Annotated in this window: 17 protein-coding genes; 8 read left to right on the forward strand and 9 right to left on the reverse strand. The window is 39.0% G+C overall.

The annotated features are described in order from the left end of the window. Positions 1-8: 8 nt before the first annotated feature. Positions 9-1,007 (reverse strand): iron ABC transporter substrate-binding protein, encoded by a 999-nt coding sequence (locus EL215_RS06480; protein ID WP_054418009.1) that lies wholly within the window; start codon positions 1,005-1,007, stop codon positions 9-11. 203 nt (positions 1,008-1,210) lie between these two features. On the opposite strand from EL215_RS06480, the gene gshAB reads away from it, so the two are divergent. From gshAB to EL215_RS06500, 4 genes are all read left to right on the forward strand, one after another. Next, complete coding sequence (gene gshAB / locus EL215_RS06485; RefSeq protein ID WP_126470983.1) at positions 1,211-3,484, forward strand: bifunctional glutamate--cysteine ligase GshA/glutathione synthetase GshB; 2,274 nt, start codon at positions 1,211-1,213, stop codon at positions 3,482-3,484. Positions 3,485-3,582: 98 nt separating this feature from the next. Further along, entirely contained in the window at positions 3,583-4,671 is a 1,089-nt protein-coding gene (locus EL215_RS06490; protein WP_126470985.1) for a PhoH family protein, read from the forward strand. Position 4,672: 1 nt separating this feature from the next. Then, positions 4,673-5,137, forward strand: coding sequence for an rRNA maturation RNase YbeY (gene ybeY, locus EL215_RS06495; RefSeq protein ID WP_126470987.1), 465 nt, complete (start codon positions 4,673-4,675; stop codon positions 5,135-5,137). Positions 5,138-5,155: 18 nt separating this feature from the next. Then, a complete protein-coding gene (locus EL215_RS06500) occupies positions 5,156-5,938 on the forward strand; it encodes a Cof-type HAD-IIB family hydrolase (protein ID WP_126470989.1) in 783 nt (260 codons plus the stop codon). A gap of 39 nt (positions 5,939-5,977) precedes the next feature. Here EL215_RS06500 and tpx read toward each other — a convergent pair whose 3' ends face one another. The 3 genes from tpx to serC form a co-directional block, all read right to left on the reverse strand. Further along, positions 5,978-6,475 (reverse strand): thiol peroxidase, encoded by a 498-nt coding sequence (gene tpx / locus EL215_RS06505; protein WP_126470991.1) that lies wholly within the window; start codon positions 6,473-6,475, stop codon positions 5,978-5,980. Positions 6,476-6,483: 8 nt separating this feature from the next. Then, positions 6,484-7,593, reverse strand: a complete 1,110-nt coding sequence (gene hisC / locus EL215_RS06510; protein ID WP_126470993.1) for a histidinol-phosphate transaminase — start codon at positions 7,591-7,593, stop codon at positions 6,484-6,486. 64 nt (positions 7,594-7,657) lie between these two features. Next, positions 7,658-8,740 carry a 3-phosphoserine/phosphohydroxythreonine transaminase gene (serC, locus tag EL215_RS06515; protein WP_126470995.1) on the reverse strand — a complete coding sequence of 361 codons (1,083 nt, stop codon included), beginning with the start codon at positions 8,738-8,740 and terminating at the stop codon, positions 7,658-7,660. 178 nt (positions 8,741-8,918) lie between these two features. On the opposite strand from serC, the gene EL215_RS06520 reads away from it, so the two are divergent. Further along, the gene (locus EL215_RS06520; RefSeq protein WP_126470997.1) at positions 8,919-9,269 is read left to right on the forward strand and encodes a DUF496 family protein; all 351 of its coding nucleotides are present in this window, start codon (positions 8,919-8,921) and stop codon (positions 9,267-9,269) included. Positions 9,270-9,344: 75 nt separating this feature from the next. On the opposite strand, the gene EL215_RS06525 is transcribed toward EL215_RS06520, so the two are convergent. Together EL215_RS06525 and rsmC are read right to left on the reverse strand one after the other, a co-directional pair. Then, positions 9,345-9,842: a YbhB/YbcL family Raf kinase inhibitor-like protein gene (locus EL215_RS06525; protein ID WP_126470999.1), complete on the reverse strand. Its 498-nt coding sequence runs from the start codon at positions 9,840-9,842 to the stop codon at positions 9,345-9,347. Positions 9,843-9,852: 10 nt separating this feature from the next. After that, on the reverse strand, positions 9,853-10,845 hold the full coding sequence (gene rsmC, locus EL215_RS06530) for a 16S rRNA (guanine(1207)-N(2))-methyltransferase RsmC (protein ID WP_126471001.1): 993 nt from the start codon (positions 10,843-10,845) through the stop codon (positions 9,853-9,855). Positions 10,846-10,932: 87 nt separating this feature from the next. Between rsmC and EL215_RS06535 the strand changes: the two genes are divergently transcribed. From EL215_RS06535 to rimI, 3 genes are read left to right on the forward strand one after another with little or no spacing between them, the layout of a single operon-like run. Further along, positions 10,933-11,523 (forward strand): hypothetical protein, encoded by a 591-nt coding sequence (locus EL215_RS06535; protein WP_126471003.1) that lies wholly within the window; start codon positions 10,933-10,935, stop codon positions 11,521-11,523. A gap of 3 nt (positions 11,524-11,526) precedes the next feature. Next, entirely contained in the window at positions 11,527-11,931 is a 405-nt protein-coding gene (locus EL215_RS06540) for a DNA polymerase III subunit psi (protein ID WP_126471005.1), read from the forward strand. A gap of 5 nt (positions 11,932-11,936) precedes the next feature. Next, positions 11,937-12,377 (forward strand): ribosomal protein S18-alanine N-acetyltransferase, encoded by a 441-nt coding sequence (gene rimI, locus EL215_RS06545; protein WP_126472024.1) that lies wholly within the window; start codon positions 11,937-11,939, stop codon positions 12,375-12,377. A gap of 55 nt (positions 12,378-12,432) precedes the next feature. On the opposite strand, the gene fdhE is transcribed toward rimI, so the two are convergent. From fdhE to fdxH, 3 genes are read right to left on the reverse strand one after another with little or no spacing between them, the layout of a single operon-like run. Then, positions 12,433-13,341 carry a formate dehydrogenase accessory protein FdhE gene (gene fdhE, locus EL215_RS06550; protein ID WP_126471007.1) on the reverse strand — a complete coding sequence of 303 codons (909 nt, stop codon included), beginning with the start codon at positions 13,339-13,341 and terminating at the stop codon, positions 12,433-12,435. 60 nt (positions 13,342-13,401) lie between these two features. Then, positions 13,402-14,118 carry a formate dehydrogenase subunit gamma gene (locus EL215_RS06555; RefSeq protein WP_049365400.1) on the reverse strand — a complete coding sequence of 239 codons (717 nt, stop codon included), beginning with the start codon at positions 14,116-14,118 and terminating at the stop codon, positions 13,402-13,404. Then, a complete protein-coding gene (gene fdxH / locus EL215_RS06560) occupies positions 14,111-15,043 on the reverse strand; it encodes a formate dehydrogenase subunit beta (protein WP_049366835.1) in 933 nt (310 codons plus the stop codon). The genes EL215_RS06555 and fdxH overlap by 8 nt, the downstream gene beginning before the upstream one ends.

The following is a 15,043-nucleotide window of genomic DNA, read 5'->3' on the forward strand; positions in this document are numbered from 1 at the left end:
AATTAAACTTATTTCAAACCAGCTTCTTCAATAAGTTTATTGGCGTTGTCTTTGTCTTCAGAAGTCGTTGCCGAAACAACAGGCGCTTCTAATTTCGCATAAGGTTCCATGTTGAATGGAGAAACCACATCGGTACGAAGTGGGTATTCTGCACGTACTGAAACAAACGCTTGTTGTCCTTCTTTACTTGCTAAGAAATCAACGAATTTTTTCGCTTCTTCTTTATTTTTAGAACCTTTTAATACAGCTGCACCAGAATAGGTCACTAATGCACCTGGATCTTGATGACGAATGAAGTAAAGACGTGTTTTGAGGTTATCAGCACCTTTTTCTTTTGCAAGTGTATACCAGTAATAGTTGTTGATTAACGCTGCTGGTACTTCACCATTTTCAACCGCTTGAAGAGCAACGCTGTTTTTCGCATAAAGTTTACCGTTTTCTTTTAAGCCTTTTAACCATTTAAGAGCGGCATCTTTACCTTTTAATTTGGTAATCGCAACCACTTGCTCTAAGAATGCGCCTGAAGTTGGAACGTAACCAATTTTATCTTTCCATTTTGGTGTTGCATAATCTAACACGGATTTTTCCATGTCTTTTTCAGATAATTTAGTGTGATCGTAAACCACAACACGAGAACGACCGCTTAATGCGACCCAGTCTTTTTTCGGTGCAACAGGAACGCCCTTGTGTGCAGTTTGTTTAATAGTATCTGCAGAAAGCGGTTCTAATAAGCCTGCATCAGACAGGGCAGCGAAAGGTGCAGTTTGTTCAGAAAAGAATACGTCAGCAGGGGTTTTATCGCCCTCTTCTTTTAATTGACCTGCAAGTTGATCGCTTTTCGCACTGTTTAAGGTCACTTTAATGCCCGTTGCTTTTGTAAATGCATCAGCAACAGCTTGAGAACCTTCTTTGTGTTGGCCGTTGTAAACGGTAATATCTGCAGAAGCGAATCCTGCAAACGCCATTAAGCCAGTTAGTGCGGCAATTTGGAAGTGCTTAATTTTCATGAAAACTCCTTATTTTATTGGGCAAATCGCCCATTTTCTGAAAATAAAAGTTGCCCTATTCTAATCACTTAAAATAGATAATGCAAATAATTATCAGGTATTTTTTCTTATATCAAAATTTCATATTCCATTCCATTTTCTTCCTTTGTTCTATAGTGATTTTTTTACATAATGTGAAGTAGAAATATCTAATAAGGACGGCTATGAATATTCAGCAAATTATTAAGCAACATCATTTGGAACTCTTATTTCAACAAGGTTCTTTCGGCATAGAGAAGGAAAGTCAACGTGTACATGCTAATGGCTCAATTGTGACAACACCACATCCGAAAGCCTTTGGTAATCGTCGCTTTCATCCTTATATTCAAACGGATTTTGCGGAAAGCCAGTTGGAACTGGTGACTCCGCCTATGAAAAAATTAGAGGACACATTACGTTGGCTCTCGGCAATTCATGAAGTCACCTTGCGAACATTACCCGACAATGAATTTATTTTTCCTTTCAGTATGCCAGCCGGTTTACCGCCGGAAGATCAGATTAAGGTCGCTCAATTAGATAATTCAGAAGATGTGGCTTATCGTGAGCATTTAGTTCAATCTTATGGTAAATACAAGCAAATGGTCAGTGGCATTCATTATAATTTTCAGATTGAACCTAAGTTTATTGATGCCTTATTTTATGCGCAAAATGAAACACAAAGTGCGGTTGATTTTAGAAATGGTTTTTACCTAAAAATAGCGAAGAACTTCTTACGCTATCAATGGATTCTGCTTTATCTGTTTTCTGCGACACCGACAGTAGAGGAAAAATATTTCAGAGGTAATTCCCCCCTTAAATTGCATCAATATGTGCGCAGTTTACGGTCAGGAAAATATGGTTATGTGAATGATCCGAAGATCCACGTCTCTTATGACAGTTTGCAAGACTATGTTGAGACGTTAGAACACTGGGTGAAATCGGGTGATTTGATTGCGGAAAAAGAGTTTTACTCAAGCGTACGTTTGCGTGGAGCTAAAAAAGCGCGCGATTTACTTCAAAAAGGAATTCAATATTTAGAATTTCGTTTGTTTGATCTCAATCCGTTTGCACCTTATGGAATGGAACTCGCTGACGCGAAATTCATTCATTATTTTATTTTGTTAATGGCATGGCTTGATGATACCGCTGATCAAGAAGGTATAAAATTAGGCAAAGCACGTCTTGCTGAAGTGGCATGGGAAGACCCAAGACAGCAAAGTGTTTATGCGGTAGAAGGGGAATTAGTCCTCCTTGAAATGCTCAAAATGCTTGAGCAACTCAATGTGAGTGATGAGATTAAAACCATTGTTAAAGACAAATTAGGGCAATTTGCTGATCCAAGCCAAACGCTTTGTGCAAAAGTGGTCGCGGCAATTGAGCAGGTCGGTAGTTACCAACAATTAGGGGCTGATATTGCGCAATCCAATAAAGCAAAAGCCTTTGAACGTTTTTATGCATTAACTGCGTTTGATAATATGGAACTGTCAACACAGGCATTATTGTTTGATGCAATCCAAAAAGGATTAAACATTGAGATTTTGGATGAACGTGATCAATTTATTAGTCTTCAATTTGGCGAACATTTGGAGTATGTGAAAAATGGTAATATGACTTCTCATGATAGCTATATTTCTCCACTCATTATGGAAAATAAAGTGGTGACGAAGAAAGTGTTAGCGAAAGCAGGATTTAACGTACCGCAAAGTATCGAATTTACCGATGTGAAAAGTGCGGTCGAAAATTTCCCACTTTTTGAGAATCGAGCCGTCGTGATTAAGCCAAAATCAACGAATTTTGGTTTAGGGATCAGCATTTTCCAACAGGGTGTAACGAATAGAGAAGATTTTACAAAAGCAGTAGAGATTGCTTTCCGTGAAGATAAAGAGATCATGGTTGAAGATTATCTACAGGGCACTGAATATCGTTTCTTTGTGCTGGGTGATCAAACGTTAGCCGTCTTATTACGTGTTCCAGCAAATGTAATTGGAGATGGTGTACATACTGTTGCTGAATTAGTTGCCGCTAAAAATGATCATCCTTTACGGGGCGATGGCAGTCGTACGCCATTGAAAAAAATAGCATTGGGGGATATTGAGCTGTTGCAGCTTAAGGAGCAAGGATTAACCGTGAATTCTATTCCTGCAAAAGATCAACTTGTTCAATTACGTGCGAATTCTAATATTAGTACAGGCGGTGATTCTATTGATATGACGGATGAAATGCATGCCAGTTACAAAGAAATTGCGGTAGGGATTAGCAAAGCAATGGGGGCGGCAGTTTGTGGTGTGGATTTAATTATTCCTGACTTGAAACAGCCGGCAGAACCAAGTCTACATTCGTGGGGCGTGATTGAAGCAAACTTTAATCCTATGATGATGATGCATATTTTCCCATTTAGTGGACAATCTCGACGATTGACAATGAATGTGATTAAGATGCTTTTCCCAGAATTACCTTAATTTTATTATCGGGCTTCATCAGTTGGTGAGGCCCGTTTTACATTCATCGTAATTAGGCTAAAATAGAGGTAGTATTCACAATTCTAAAATGACATTTAATGACAACTTTTACCTTAGAACCTCAAGAAAATGATCGTCTGCAATCCCTTTGTGGTGCATTTGATGAAAATATCAAACTGATTGAAAAAGAATTTAATCTCAATATTTCCCGCAATAATTTTACTTTCACGGTGAAATCTAACAATGAAAGTCCGAAACCACATCATGAGCAATTAATTGAGCGTGCGGCTAAATTAATCCAGGCATTATATGTGGAAACAGCACCAATTAAGGGGAAAGTGAAAGAACTTGATTTGGAAGATGTACATATTGCTCTGCAAGAGAGCAGAATGTTATCGCAAGAAGGTAGTGAGTCACGCAGTGAAAATCACGTCTATAGCACCACAATTAAAACCAAGCGTGGTTTGATTAAACCGCGTGGTGAAAATCAAATTCAGTATTTACACAATATTCTTACGCACGATATTAGTTTTGGGATTGGACCCGCTGGAACGGGGAAAACCTTTTTAGCTGTAGCAGCAGCTGTAGAGGCATTAGAACGCCAAGAAATTCGTCGCATTTTGCTGACTCGTCCTGCGGTGGAAGCAGGCGAAAAATTAGGTTTCCTGCCCGGTGATTTAGGACAGAAAATTGAACCTTATTTACGACCACTTTATGATGCGTTATTTGAAATGCTTGGCTTTGAACGCGTACAAAAATTGATGGAGCGTAATGTGATTGAAATTGCGCCATTAGCTTATATGCGTGGGCGTACACTCAATGATAGCTTTATCATTCTAGATGAAAGCCAAAATACGACGGTCGAACAAATGAAAATGTTTTTAACCCGTATTGGGTTTAACTCCAAAGCCGTGATTACAGGGGATGTAACCCAAATCGATTTACCGCGCAGCACAAAATCGGGTTTACGCCACGCCATGGAAGTGTTAAGCAAAGTGTCTGAATTAAGTTTTAACTACTTTGAAAGTAAAGATATTGTACGACATCCTGTGGTAGCAAAAGTGGTGCAAGCTTACGAAGAATGGGAAGCCCAAGATGAAATTCGCCGTCAAGAAATTGCAGCGCAGCGTCGAGCTGAACGTGAGCAAAAAATGCGGTCAGAAAATGAAACGAATTTAGGAGAATAATATGGGCAATATGATTATCGATCTACAACTGGCCTGTGAAAATACAGAAGGTTTGCCATCAGAAGCGCAAATTCTGCAATGGGCAACCACCGCAGTGCAACCAGAAAGTGATAATGTCGAAATGACGGTACGTATTGTGGATGAAGCAGAAAGCCATGACTTGAATTTGACTTATCGTGGAAAAGATCGTCCAACCAATGTATTGTCTTTCCCTTTTGAATGTCCTGACGAAGTGGAATTACCGCTGTTGGGCGATTTGGTGATTTGTCGCCAGGTAGTGGAGTGTGAAGCTATCGAGCAAGAAAAGCCTTTAATGGCGCATTGGGCGCACATGATAGTGCATGGTAGTTTACATTTACTTGGTTATGATCATATTGAAGATGATGAAGCCGAAGAAATGGAAAGTTTAGAAACTGAAATTATGCAGAGTTTAGGCTTTGTCGATCCTTACCTTTCCGAAAAATAATGACGATTTGGAGCAATTATGTATAAAGCCGTATTCAGCGATTTTGATGGTACCTTATTAACGTCGGATCATCGAATTTCGCCTAAAACCTTAGATGCACTTCAACGCATTACAAAACAAGGTATTCCATTTACACCAATCTCTGCTCGTTCGCCGCTTGGTATTTGGCCTTATGCGAAACTCATTGAAAATTACAACATCATTGTGGCATTTAGTGGCGCCTTGATTTTAGATAAAAAAGCTACACCTATTTATTCGGTACAAATTGATTCCGCTGATATCCAAGCCATTAATCAAGTATTAGCAGATCATCCTGCGTTGGGTGTCAATTATTATACTTATGATGATTGCGTCGCTCGCGATTTGGATAATAAATGGGTGATTTACGAACGTAGCGTAACAGGCATTCAGATTGATCCTTATGATGAAAGTGCGGTCTATTCTCCACATAAAATTCAAATCATTGGTGAAACAGATGAAGTGATTGCTATTGAGCAAATCTTGAAAGAGAAATTCCCGCATTTAAGTATTTGCCGTTCTCATGCGAATTTCCTTGAAGTGATGCATAAATCGGCGACAAAAGGTAATGCAGTACGTTTTCTCGAAGATTACTTTCATGTGAAGATGGAAGAATGTGTCGCTTTCGGTGATAACTTTAACGATTTAGATATGCTAGAAAACGTGGGATTAGGCGTGGCAATGGGCAATGCACCGGATGAGATTAAACGGGCCGCCAATCGTGTCACCGCTTCGCATAATGATGATGGGATTGCATTGATATTGAATGAAATCTTTCCTTAATAAATAAAAGGCGCTTTTTATGAAAAAACGCCTTATTCATTATAGTGCGGCTAGCGCAGCTTCATAATTTGGCTCATCTTTAATTTCAGACACCAATTCACTATATAACACGTTATTGTTTTCATCTAAGACAATCACTGAACGAGCAGTTAAACCTGCGATTGGACCTGTTGTGATGTTTACCCCTAAGTTTTCATGGACGTCTTTATGACGGAAGGTAGAAAGCGTTTCTACGTTCTCAATACCTTCCGCACCGCAGAATCGTGCTTGTGCAAAAGGTAAATCCGCTGAAATGCAAAGTACCACAGCATTTTTTAAATTAGCTGCTTGTTGATTGAATTTGCGAACCGAAGTTGCACATACACCTGTATCAATACTTGGAAAAATATTTAAAACTTTGCGTTTTCCTGCATAAGTATCAAGCGTGACGTCAGCGAGTTCTTTATTGGTTAGCGTAAGTGTGGTCACTTTCTCCCCTTTTTGGGGAAAGTTGCCGCTTACTTCAATGGGATTACCCATCATTGTTACTTGAGTCATAAATGCTCCTATTTTTTATTGCTTAAATTAAGCACTTTTTTAAGTGCAGTAAAAAATTTGTCATTTTCTTGTGGCAAGCCAATGCTGATACGTAAGTGATTTGGCATGCCATAACCTGCAATCGGGCGGACAATAACGCCTTCGTGCAATAATGTATCATAAATTGGTTTGGCAGGTTGTTTAAAATTAATGGTAATAAAGTTACCTTTAGACGGAATAAAGTCTAAACCATATTGCTGACAGAAGGCTTCATAACGTTTCATTTCTTGGCGATTATTCTCAGCTACTTTTTCAATAAAAGTATCATCGTTCATCACCGCAACCGCACTGGTTAAAGCTAGGCTATTACAGTTAAACGGTTGACGAACACGGTTTAATAAATCTGCAATTTCAGAATTAGAGACTGCGTAGCCAATACGTAACCCCGCCAATCCATAAGCTTTTGATAGAGAGCGAGAAACGATAAGATTCGGGTATTTTTCCAGTAATGCAAAAGAATTAACACGTTCGCTTGGATGGGTAAATTCAGTATAAGCTTCATCTAGTACCACAATCACATTTTCAGGTACTTTGGTCAAGAAAGCATCTAATTCTGCTTCCGTTAAGAAATTCCCCGTTGGATTGTTTGGATTGGCAATAAAAATCAGCTTGGTTTTATCTGAAAGTGCGGTCAAAAATCCGTCTAAATCATGTCCCCAGTCTTTAGCTGGAATTTCTTTAGCAATGGCGTTAATGGCTTTGGTCACTAAAGGGTAAACAATAAAAGCATATTGGGAATAAATCACTTCATCGTGTTCACCCGCAAAGGTGTGGGCAAAGAGCTCTAATAAATCGTTAGAACCATTGCCAAGGGTGATTTGGTTTGGTTGCACACCAAATTTTTTCGCAATAGCTGCTTTAAGTTCAAAACCATTCGCATCAGGGTAGCGAGTTAAATGATCAAGTTGGGCTTGAATGGCTTTTTTCGCACTTTCAGGAAAACCGAAAGGGTTTTCATTTGAGGCAAGTTTAACGATATTAGTAATGCCTAGTTCGCGTTCGAGTTCTTCGATTGGTTTTCCAGCTTGGTAAGGTGAAAGAGATTTTACGCCTTGATTGGCGACGTTGATATATTGCATATGCTTTCCTTATAAAAACGAGCGGGCCTTTCAGCCCGCACGTTGAGTTTAATGAATCAGATAATTAGCTATTTTCAGCTTCAAATTTTTTCATGAATTCAATAAGCGCTTGTACACCTTCTAATGGCATCGCGTTATAGATAGAGGCGCGCATACCACCTAGCACTTTGTGACCTTTTAAAGCTTGAAGACCGGCAGCTGTAGATTCTGCGACAAATTTAGCATCAAGCTCTGGATTACCTGTTACGAATGTCACATTCATGGCTGAACGGTTTTCTTTAGCCACTACGTTACGATAGAGTTTGCTACTATCAATGTAGTCATAAAGGGTTTGTGCTTTCACTGCGTTACGTTTTGCAATTTCTTTTAAGCCGCCGATTGCTTGAATGTGTTTGAAGACCAATGAACAGAGATACCAAGCAAAGGTTGGGGGGGTATTGATCATAGAATCCGCATCACGCTGCGTGGCATAATTCCAAATTGATGGGGTAGCTTGGCGAGCATGACCAATCAAATCATCGCGAATAATCACAAGCGTAATCCCTGCCGGACCAAGATTTTTTTGCGCACCCGCATAAATGACACCAAATTTGCTAATATCAATTTCACGAGAAAGAATATTAGATGACATATCTGCCACGAGAATAGCATCGCCCACATTTGGTACATCAAAAATTTCCACACCACTGATGGTTTCATTTGGACAATAGTGAACGTAATCGTATTGTTCAGCGATTTCGCTGAAATCAAGATTGGTGATGTGTGTGTGCTCACCATTTTCCACAATGGTAATTTCATCAATTTCAGCAAAATTACGAGCTTCTTTAGCTGCAGTTGCAGACCAGTGACCGCTATTTAAGTAAAGTGCTTTGCCTTTCTCACCAATTAGGTTCATTGGTAATGCCGCAAATTGACCACGAGCCCCACCTTGTAGGAATAACACACGATAGTTATCTGGAATGTGATATACCTCACGTAGATCTTTTTCTGCTTGAGCAATCAATTCCATAAAGTATTTGCCACGGTGACTGACTTCCATTACCGATACACCTTGACCAAGCCAGTTGGTTAACTCAGCTTGTGCTTTTTGTAGTACCTCAGGAAAAATCATGGCTGGACCCGCGCTAAAATTAAAGACTTTTGACATTGTGTTTCCTTATTTTATTGAAATGTATTTTTCTTTTTTACCACTACCAAATAGGATAATCAACTAAATCACAGTGTTTTTTGATCTAACCCATCAATTTTACGTTAAGCTTTTGACGGACAGAAAAAAAAACGATACATTACGTTGAGTTTGTTTTTTAATTTTTAGAGAGTCAATCATGGGAAATGTAAATAAATCCTTCCAAGAAGTATTAGAGTATGTGCGTTTATATCGTTTAAAAAATAAACTTAAACGTGATATTGAAGACAATAATCGTAAAATTCGCGATAATCAAAAACGTGTTCTATTATTGGATAACTTGAATCAATATATTCATGATGAGATGAGCATTGCCGATGTTCGTGCGATTATCGAAAGTATGCGCGATGATTATGAAAGTCGTGTGGATGAGTATAATATTCGTAATGCGGAACTTTCTACGCAACGTCGTGAAGCGAGTGCAAAAATGAAGGAACAAAAAAAAGCGCATGCGAAATTAGTGAAAGATACCAATAAAACAGCTGCATAAAACCCATCAAAAGGTGACCGCATCTCTCAAAGTGCGGTCATTTTTTATAGTGTTTTTAGGATGAGCTATAAATGATTAAACATCATAGGTGCCCATTATCACAGCTTGATCCAAAATATGCCCTTGCATCGCAAAATGTAGATCATTAAAACGGAATCCCGGTTTGAGGTTTAGTTTGGTATCGAGTGCATACACAATAAGCTCGTAACGATGTAAACAGTTTGGTGGTGCCATACCGCCATAGAATGAGGCTTCTTCAATATCAAATTGACCTAATTTACTCGCCCAAGTGTTTGCACCCTGCACATAATCTGTTGCGGTTTGGCTTTCATTTTCTTGAATAACAGTACGTTCAAGATCTGCAATGAGCCAATGAGTCCACACAAAGCCACTTGCAGTAATTGCGTCTTTATCTTCTAAGACAACTGCAAAGGATTTGGTGCCTTGAGGGGCATCGTGAATTTCAAAGGGAATAGAGTAGGTCGGCATACCATTTGGGCTAAATTGTGTGCCACGTTTACCATATTTGTCTTCAAAAACACCATTTTGAATGGCTGAACTGGTTACAAACATTGTTTTCTCCTTAATTTCTCACGGAATACACTTTAAATTTGGTGGTTTGAGCAAGTACTTCAAATTTCCCGAAATGTTGTGTTAATAAATCGGGATAGGGAAGGAATGCATTAGCAACGATACGCAGTTCTCCGCCTGCCGTTAAATGCCATTTTGCTTGTTGAATAAGTTCTTTCACCGCACGATAAGCCGTGTCGATTCCATCGTGGAAAGGCGGGTTTGAAATAATCAGATCAAATTTCCCTTCAATATGGGAAAATACATCGCTTGCGATAACCTGACCTTTAAGCTGATTTTCAGCAAGCGTTTGGCGAGCAGATTGAAGTGCCATTGCATGAATATCGGTCATCGTGATATCTGCTTTAGGGTGATGTTTTTTAATCATTGAACCAATGACACCCGCACCACAACCAATGTCTAATACTTTGCCTTGAATAGGTGAGGTTAAAGTGGAAATCAGAAGTGATGTTCCGCTATCAAGTTCATTGGTACTGAATACACCCGGTAAGCTGTAAATACGGAGATCGCCTAATGCATCATTTTGGTAGCATTTCCAATAAGATTGAAGATCAAAGTGCGGTTGTTTTTGTAAGGAAAAATGGTATAAACCACAACGTCGTGCAGAGTCGATTTTGCCAATTTCACCATAAGGTTCAAGCAGTTTTTCAGCTGAACGGACACCACAACGATTTTCACCGATAATTAACACTTCTTGGCCAATTTTACTTTTGGCGAGTAGTTGCATCAGCTGAAAATTCACTTCTTGTTTATTCTTCGTCCAATAATAAATAATCAAATCGGCTTGCGGCTGAAATTCAACCTCAAAATTGACCGCACTTTGGGTTTTGGCATAATCAAAATACCAACTCCAAACCTGCACAGATTGGCAATGTTTTTGCAATATTTGAGGGAAATCATCATTAATGCCGCCGGCAAGAAGAATTGATTTACCGCTAAAAAGGGGAAGATGGCGTTGTAAAACTTCGCTTTCGAGAGAAATCACGCTTTAAATCCTGTGGTTTATTGGTTAAAATTAAGTGTTATTCTAACAAAAGAAAACGATTTAAACGTATTTATTAAGGAATTATTTATGAAAAAAATCATCACCGCAGTTGCAATGGCAAGTTTATTGTCTGGCTGTCAATTAATCGAACAACTTCAAGATAGCAAACAAAAACCTTCAACCTTACCAATAAGCTCAAAAATTGAATTACCTGCGGCACAAGCGCAAAGCTTAGATGCGCAGTTTGAGCGTATCAAAAAAGGTAACCAAGAAGTGACATTCAACGGCGAGAAATTCTATAAACAAACGAAAGCTTTTGATAAATCAGAAGATCCCCGTTTCTTAAGTGGTGCGGCGAATGTAGATCGTAGCAATCGTAAATTCATCATGAGCGAAACCTATTATCTAAAAGATGTTTCACATGTTCCGGCATTAACGACAAAATATCTTGATGCAAACAAAAAAGTATGTGAGTTAAAAACAATTGGTAACGCTTCAGATGTTTATTATGTTTGTGATGGTAAAGATTTCCAACGTTTTATCGCCGTGGTTTATCAAGCGAAAAATATTCTTTCTTTCCGTAGCTTAAAAGCATATCAAGAAAAACCAACCGAAGCGCAAGAACAAGCAATTGTTAAAGGTTTAAGAGATTATCCGTTAGATACTATCGCTCGTTAATCTATGGATAGACGCAATCTTCTTTTAAATGAAATGGGGATAACCCGTTGGCAGCTCCATCGCCCAGAAGCATTACAAGGGGCGGTTGGTGTGAGTGTGTCTGAACAAGTGAAATTTATTGTGGTAGCGAAAGATAACGTATCGAACTCCCCACTTTTTGCTGATATTCGACTCGCACTTAAGTTAAACAAAGAAGATTGCCTTTGTCTAAACTTCGATCAAATTCAACATATCACGTTACAACATTCCGTGTGGTATTGGTTATTAGCTGAAAATGCTGATGAAATCGACCGCAGTTTGCCTTATTGCTTAAATGCAGAGCGTGTTTATCGCTCTGTTGATTGGCAACAATTCCAGCAAAATAGCCAAGCTAAACGTGAGCTTTGGCAACAAATCCAACAAATTTAATCATGATGCCTTCTCTTTTTCCTATTGAAGAATGCGATATGGATCGCTTATATGAAATTGAACAAGCAGCACATCTTGTGCCTTGGTCATTGGGAACATTGAAAAATAATATCGGCGAGCGTTATCTCAATTTGAAATTGATGGAAAAAGAGCAAGTGCTTGGTTTTGCTATTTGCCAGACGGTATTAGATGAAGCCACACTATTCAATATTGCGATAGAGCCAGCTCAACAAGGAAAGGGCTACGGTTCATTTTTATTGCAAGGTTTAATGGATAAGCTTAAAGAGAAAGGCATTCAAACGCTTTGGCTTGAAGTGCGTGAATCGAATCCCGCTCGTTTCCTTTATGAAAAGTTAGGGTTTAATGAGGTTGATATTCGTAAAAATTATTATCCGAAACCGGATGGTGGACGAGAAAATGCTGTCGTGATGGCATGTTATCTCTAGAATGCAAAAGTGCGGTCAATGTTGACCGCACTTTGTTTATCTAAAAAGTAAAAAATTATACTTCTTCTGCAGGGAAGACAAATGGATTTAATCCACTGCGTGCGAAGCCTTTTTCTTCCATTTCAATATCTAAGAAAATGGATGCTAAATCATCGGCTACTGCTTCAACGTTCGGATCTTTTTCTTGGAACATGATTTTTAAGTAGCTTTGGCAATCACCACATGTTTCAGCACGAATGAGCGCAAGTTCTTCATTTAATGACCACAATTCAAGATTTTTGTGTTCATTGCAGTTTGTGCATTGTGCGCGCACTAAATTCCATTCACTTTCACAGAGATTACAGTGCAAATAGCGTAAGCCTTGTGAAGTACCGATATGGACAACACTTGACACGGGGGCAGAACCACAAACAGGGCAGTAATGCAGATTATCTGTCCCTTCTTGGCGGCTGTTATGAGGAATTTGTTGAGTTAATTGTAACCAATAAAGAGAAAGTGCCGCCCAGATAAAGACAGCTTTATCAGTGCTCACTAAATTAAATTCTTGGCTTAAAAGATGAGTAGCCATTTCTTCAAGCTCTTTATCAGAGGCTTTTTCAAGATTTTCAATGGTAGCAATAACCTGTTCATTCGCTTTTGGTTTAATGCTATGTAAAATTTCTTTGAGATATTCAATCCAAATGCTTGAGCGTTTAAATGTTTTAGTATTTAACGGTTCAAGTTCATCTAAATTATCGAAATGCTGTTTTTCTAATGGATTTTTCTCAAATACGCTTAATTGGCTTTCCACAACATCTGCAGCAAAGAGTAAATAATCAGCCAATGGATGATCTTTTGCTAATTCTCTTAAACGTTTTGCACGACGTTGATAAAGATTTTTAGGGTTAGCAAACAAAACAGGTGGAATATCGTATGAATTCTTTTTTTGTTTGATTTCGTCTGCAGATAAGATTTTGATACTCATAATAGTCTCTTAAGTATTAATAAGAAAAAGTGCGGTCAATTTTAACCGCACTTTTTGATTTTAGCCATTGATACCTTTGAACAATGCTTTGGTTTTTACTTTTTTACCTTCAGCTTCATTTTCAAGGTCTTCTTCTAGCTTAGGAAGTACTTCATCTCGATACCATTTCGGGTGGTGTTTTTTCGCCCAACGAACGGTTACCCAACCTTCCACAATACCGCGAATAGATCCTTTAATCCAGAATGCCATGTACATGTGTACCAAAATACCGGTGAACAACATGAATGCACTTAAAGAGTGAAGGAAAATCGCAAAACGCAATACCGGAATAGAGAAGTAGTGCGAGAAATACTGACGCCACATAATGATACCGGTTACAAGTAAAGTGACCATCGCCAAATTCAATGTCCAGAACAACATTTTTTGACCAAGGTTATACTTGCCGTTATCTGCAACAGCATGCTCATTCCCTTTTAATACTTCAACGATGCCTTTTAACCAACGAATATCATTTTTCTCTGGAATGTTGTGATCCCAGTAAAGATAGCCGAGGAAAATAAAGGCAACGAACATAATAATACCGGTGAACGGGTGAATTGCTCGAGCCAGTTGCGGTGTACCTAAAATCTCAGTTAACCACGCAAAATCTGGGAAGAAGAATGCTACACCAGTGAACATTGTCATAAAGAAGCAGATTACGAGTAACCAGTGGCTAAAACGAGCAGGCGTTCTATGACGAATGATTCGAGTATCATTGCTAATCTCAATCTTACTCATCTTTGCCTCCTTTTTTATCTTCTTCAAATTCATGGTGATGATCTTCTACATCTTCTTCAACGTTTGGACCTACAGCTAAGTAGTGAGCAATTTCAGCAAGTGCTAGACCACCCATTGCTACAGCCGCTACCGGTTTCAATACATCTTTCCAAAGAGTGACGGTTAGGTCAACTTTAGGATCTTTTGGAAGACCAGAATAAAGTTCAGGTTTATCCGCATGGTGTAATACATACATTACGTGTGTACCACCTACGCCTTCAGGGTCGTAGATACCTGCGTTTTCATAACCACGTGATTTTAAGTCAGCAACACGTTGTTCTGCGTAGAGTTTCATCTCTTCTTTAGAACCAAAACGAATTGCACCGGTTGGACAGGTTTTCACGCAAGCCGGTTCTTGACCCACAGAAACACGATCCACACAAAGGGTACATTTGTATACGCGGTTGTCTTCTGGGTTCATACGTGGAATGTTGAACGGACAACCTGCGATACAGTAACCACAACCGATACATTTATCAGATTGGAAATCCACAATACCGTTTGCATATTGGATAATTGCACCTGGTGCAGGACAAGCTTTTAAACAGCCTGGTTCTGAACAATGCATACAACCATCTTTACGGATTAACCATTCTAAACGATCATTTTCTTCAACTTCGTTAAAGCGCATTACCGTCCATGCTTTTGCATTGAGATCTACAGGGTTATCGTAGATCCCCACACATTGAGCATTAACATCAGAACGGATGTCATTCCACTCTGAACAGCCCACCTGACAGGCTTTACAACCGATACAGGTGGATACGTCGATTAATTTTGCTACTTCAACTTTATGATCACGCGCTTGAGGTGCTGGTGTTAAACCAGACGTAGCGGAGACCTTGATAATGTCTTGCGATTGAACGCCTTGACCACTTCCTGCCAT

This window comes from Haemophilus parainfluenzae (genome assembly GCF_900638025.1).
Classification (GTDB): Bacteria; Pseudomonadota; Gammaproteobacteria; order Enterobacterales; family Pasteurellaceae; genus Haemophilus_D; species Haemophilus_D parainfluenzae_J.

What these genes read in the sequence shown, in the direction of transcription:
- EL215_RS06480 (WP_054418009.1), bottom strand. Translation starts at nt 1,007, where the DNA reads ATGAAAATTAAGCACTTCCAAATTGCCGCACTAACTGGCTTAATGGCG.
- gshAB (WP_126470983.1), top strand. Translation starts at nt 1,211, where the DNA reads ATGAATATTCAGCAAATTATTAAGCAACATCATTTGGAACTCTTATTT.
- EL215_RS06490 (WP_126470985.1), top strand. Translation starts at nt 3,583, where the DNA reads ATGACAACTTTTACCTTAGAACCTCAAGAAAATGATCGTCTGCAATCC.
- ybeY (WP_126470987.1), top strand. Translation starts at nt 4,673, where the DNA reads ATGGGCAATATGATTATCGATCTACAACTGGCCTGTGAAAATACAGAA.
- EL215_RS06500 (WP_126470989.1), top strand. Translation starts at nt 5,156, where the DNA reads ATGTATAAAGCCGTATTCAGCGATTTTGATGGTACCTTATTAACGTCG.
- tpx (WP_126470991.1), bottom strand. Translation starts at nt 6,475, where the DNA reads ATGACTCAAGTAACAATGATGGGTAATCCCATTGAAGTAAGCGGCAAC.
- hisC (WP_126470993.1), bottom strand. Translation starts at nt 7,593, where the DNA reads ATGCAATATATCAACGTCGCCAATCAAGGCGTAAAATCTCTTTCACCT.
- serC (WP_126470995.1), bottom strand. Translation starts at nt 8,740, where the DNA reads ATGTCAAAAGTCTTTAATTTTAGCGCGGGTCCAGCCATGATTTTTCCT.
- EL215_RS06520 (WP_126470997.1), top strand. Translation starts at nt 8,919, where the DNA reads ATGGGAAATGTAAATAAATCCTTCCAAGAAGTATTAGAGTATGTGCGT.
- EL215_RS06525 (WP_126470999.1), bottom strand. Translation starts at nt 9,842, where the DNA reads ATGTTTGTAACCAGTTCAGCCATTCAAAATGGTGTTTTTGAAGACAAA.
- EL215_RS06535 (WP_126471003.1), top strand. Translation starts at nt 10,933, where the DNA reads ATGAAAAAAATCATCACCGCAGTTGCAATGGCAAGTTTATTGTCTGGC.
- EL215_RS06540 (WP_126471005.1), top strand. Translation starts at nt 11,527, where the DNA reads ATGGATAGACGCAATCTTCTTTTAAATGAAATGGGGATAACCCGTTGG.
- rimI (WP_126472024.1), top strand. Translation starts at nt 11,937, where the DNA reads ATGCCTTCTCTTTTTCCTATTGAAGAATGCGATATGGATCGCTTATAT.
- fdhE (WP_126471007.1), bottom strand. Translation starts at nt 13,341, where the DNA reads ATGAGTATCAAAATCTTATCTGCAGACGAAATCAAACAAAAAAAGAAT.
- EL215_RS06555 (WP_049365400.1), bottom strand. Translation starts at nt 14,118, where the DNA reads ATGAGTAAGATTGAGATTAGCAATGATACTCGAATCATTCGTCATAGA.
- fdxH (WP_049366835.1), bottom strand. Translation starts at nt 15,043, where the DNA reads ATGGCAGGAAGTGGTCAAGGCGTTCAATCGCAAGACATTATCAAGGTC.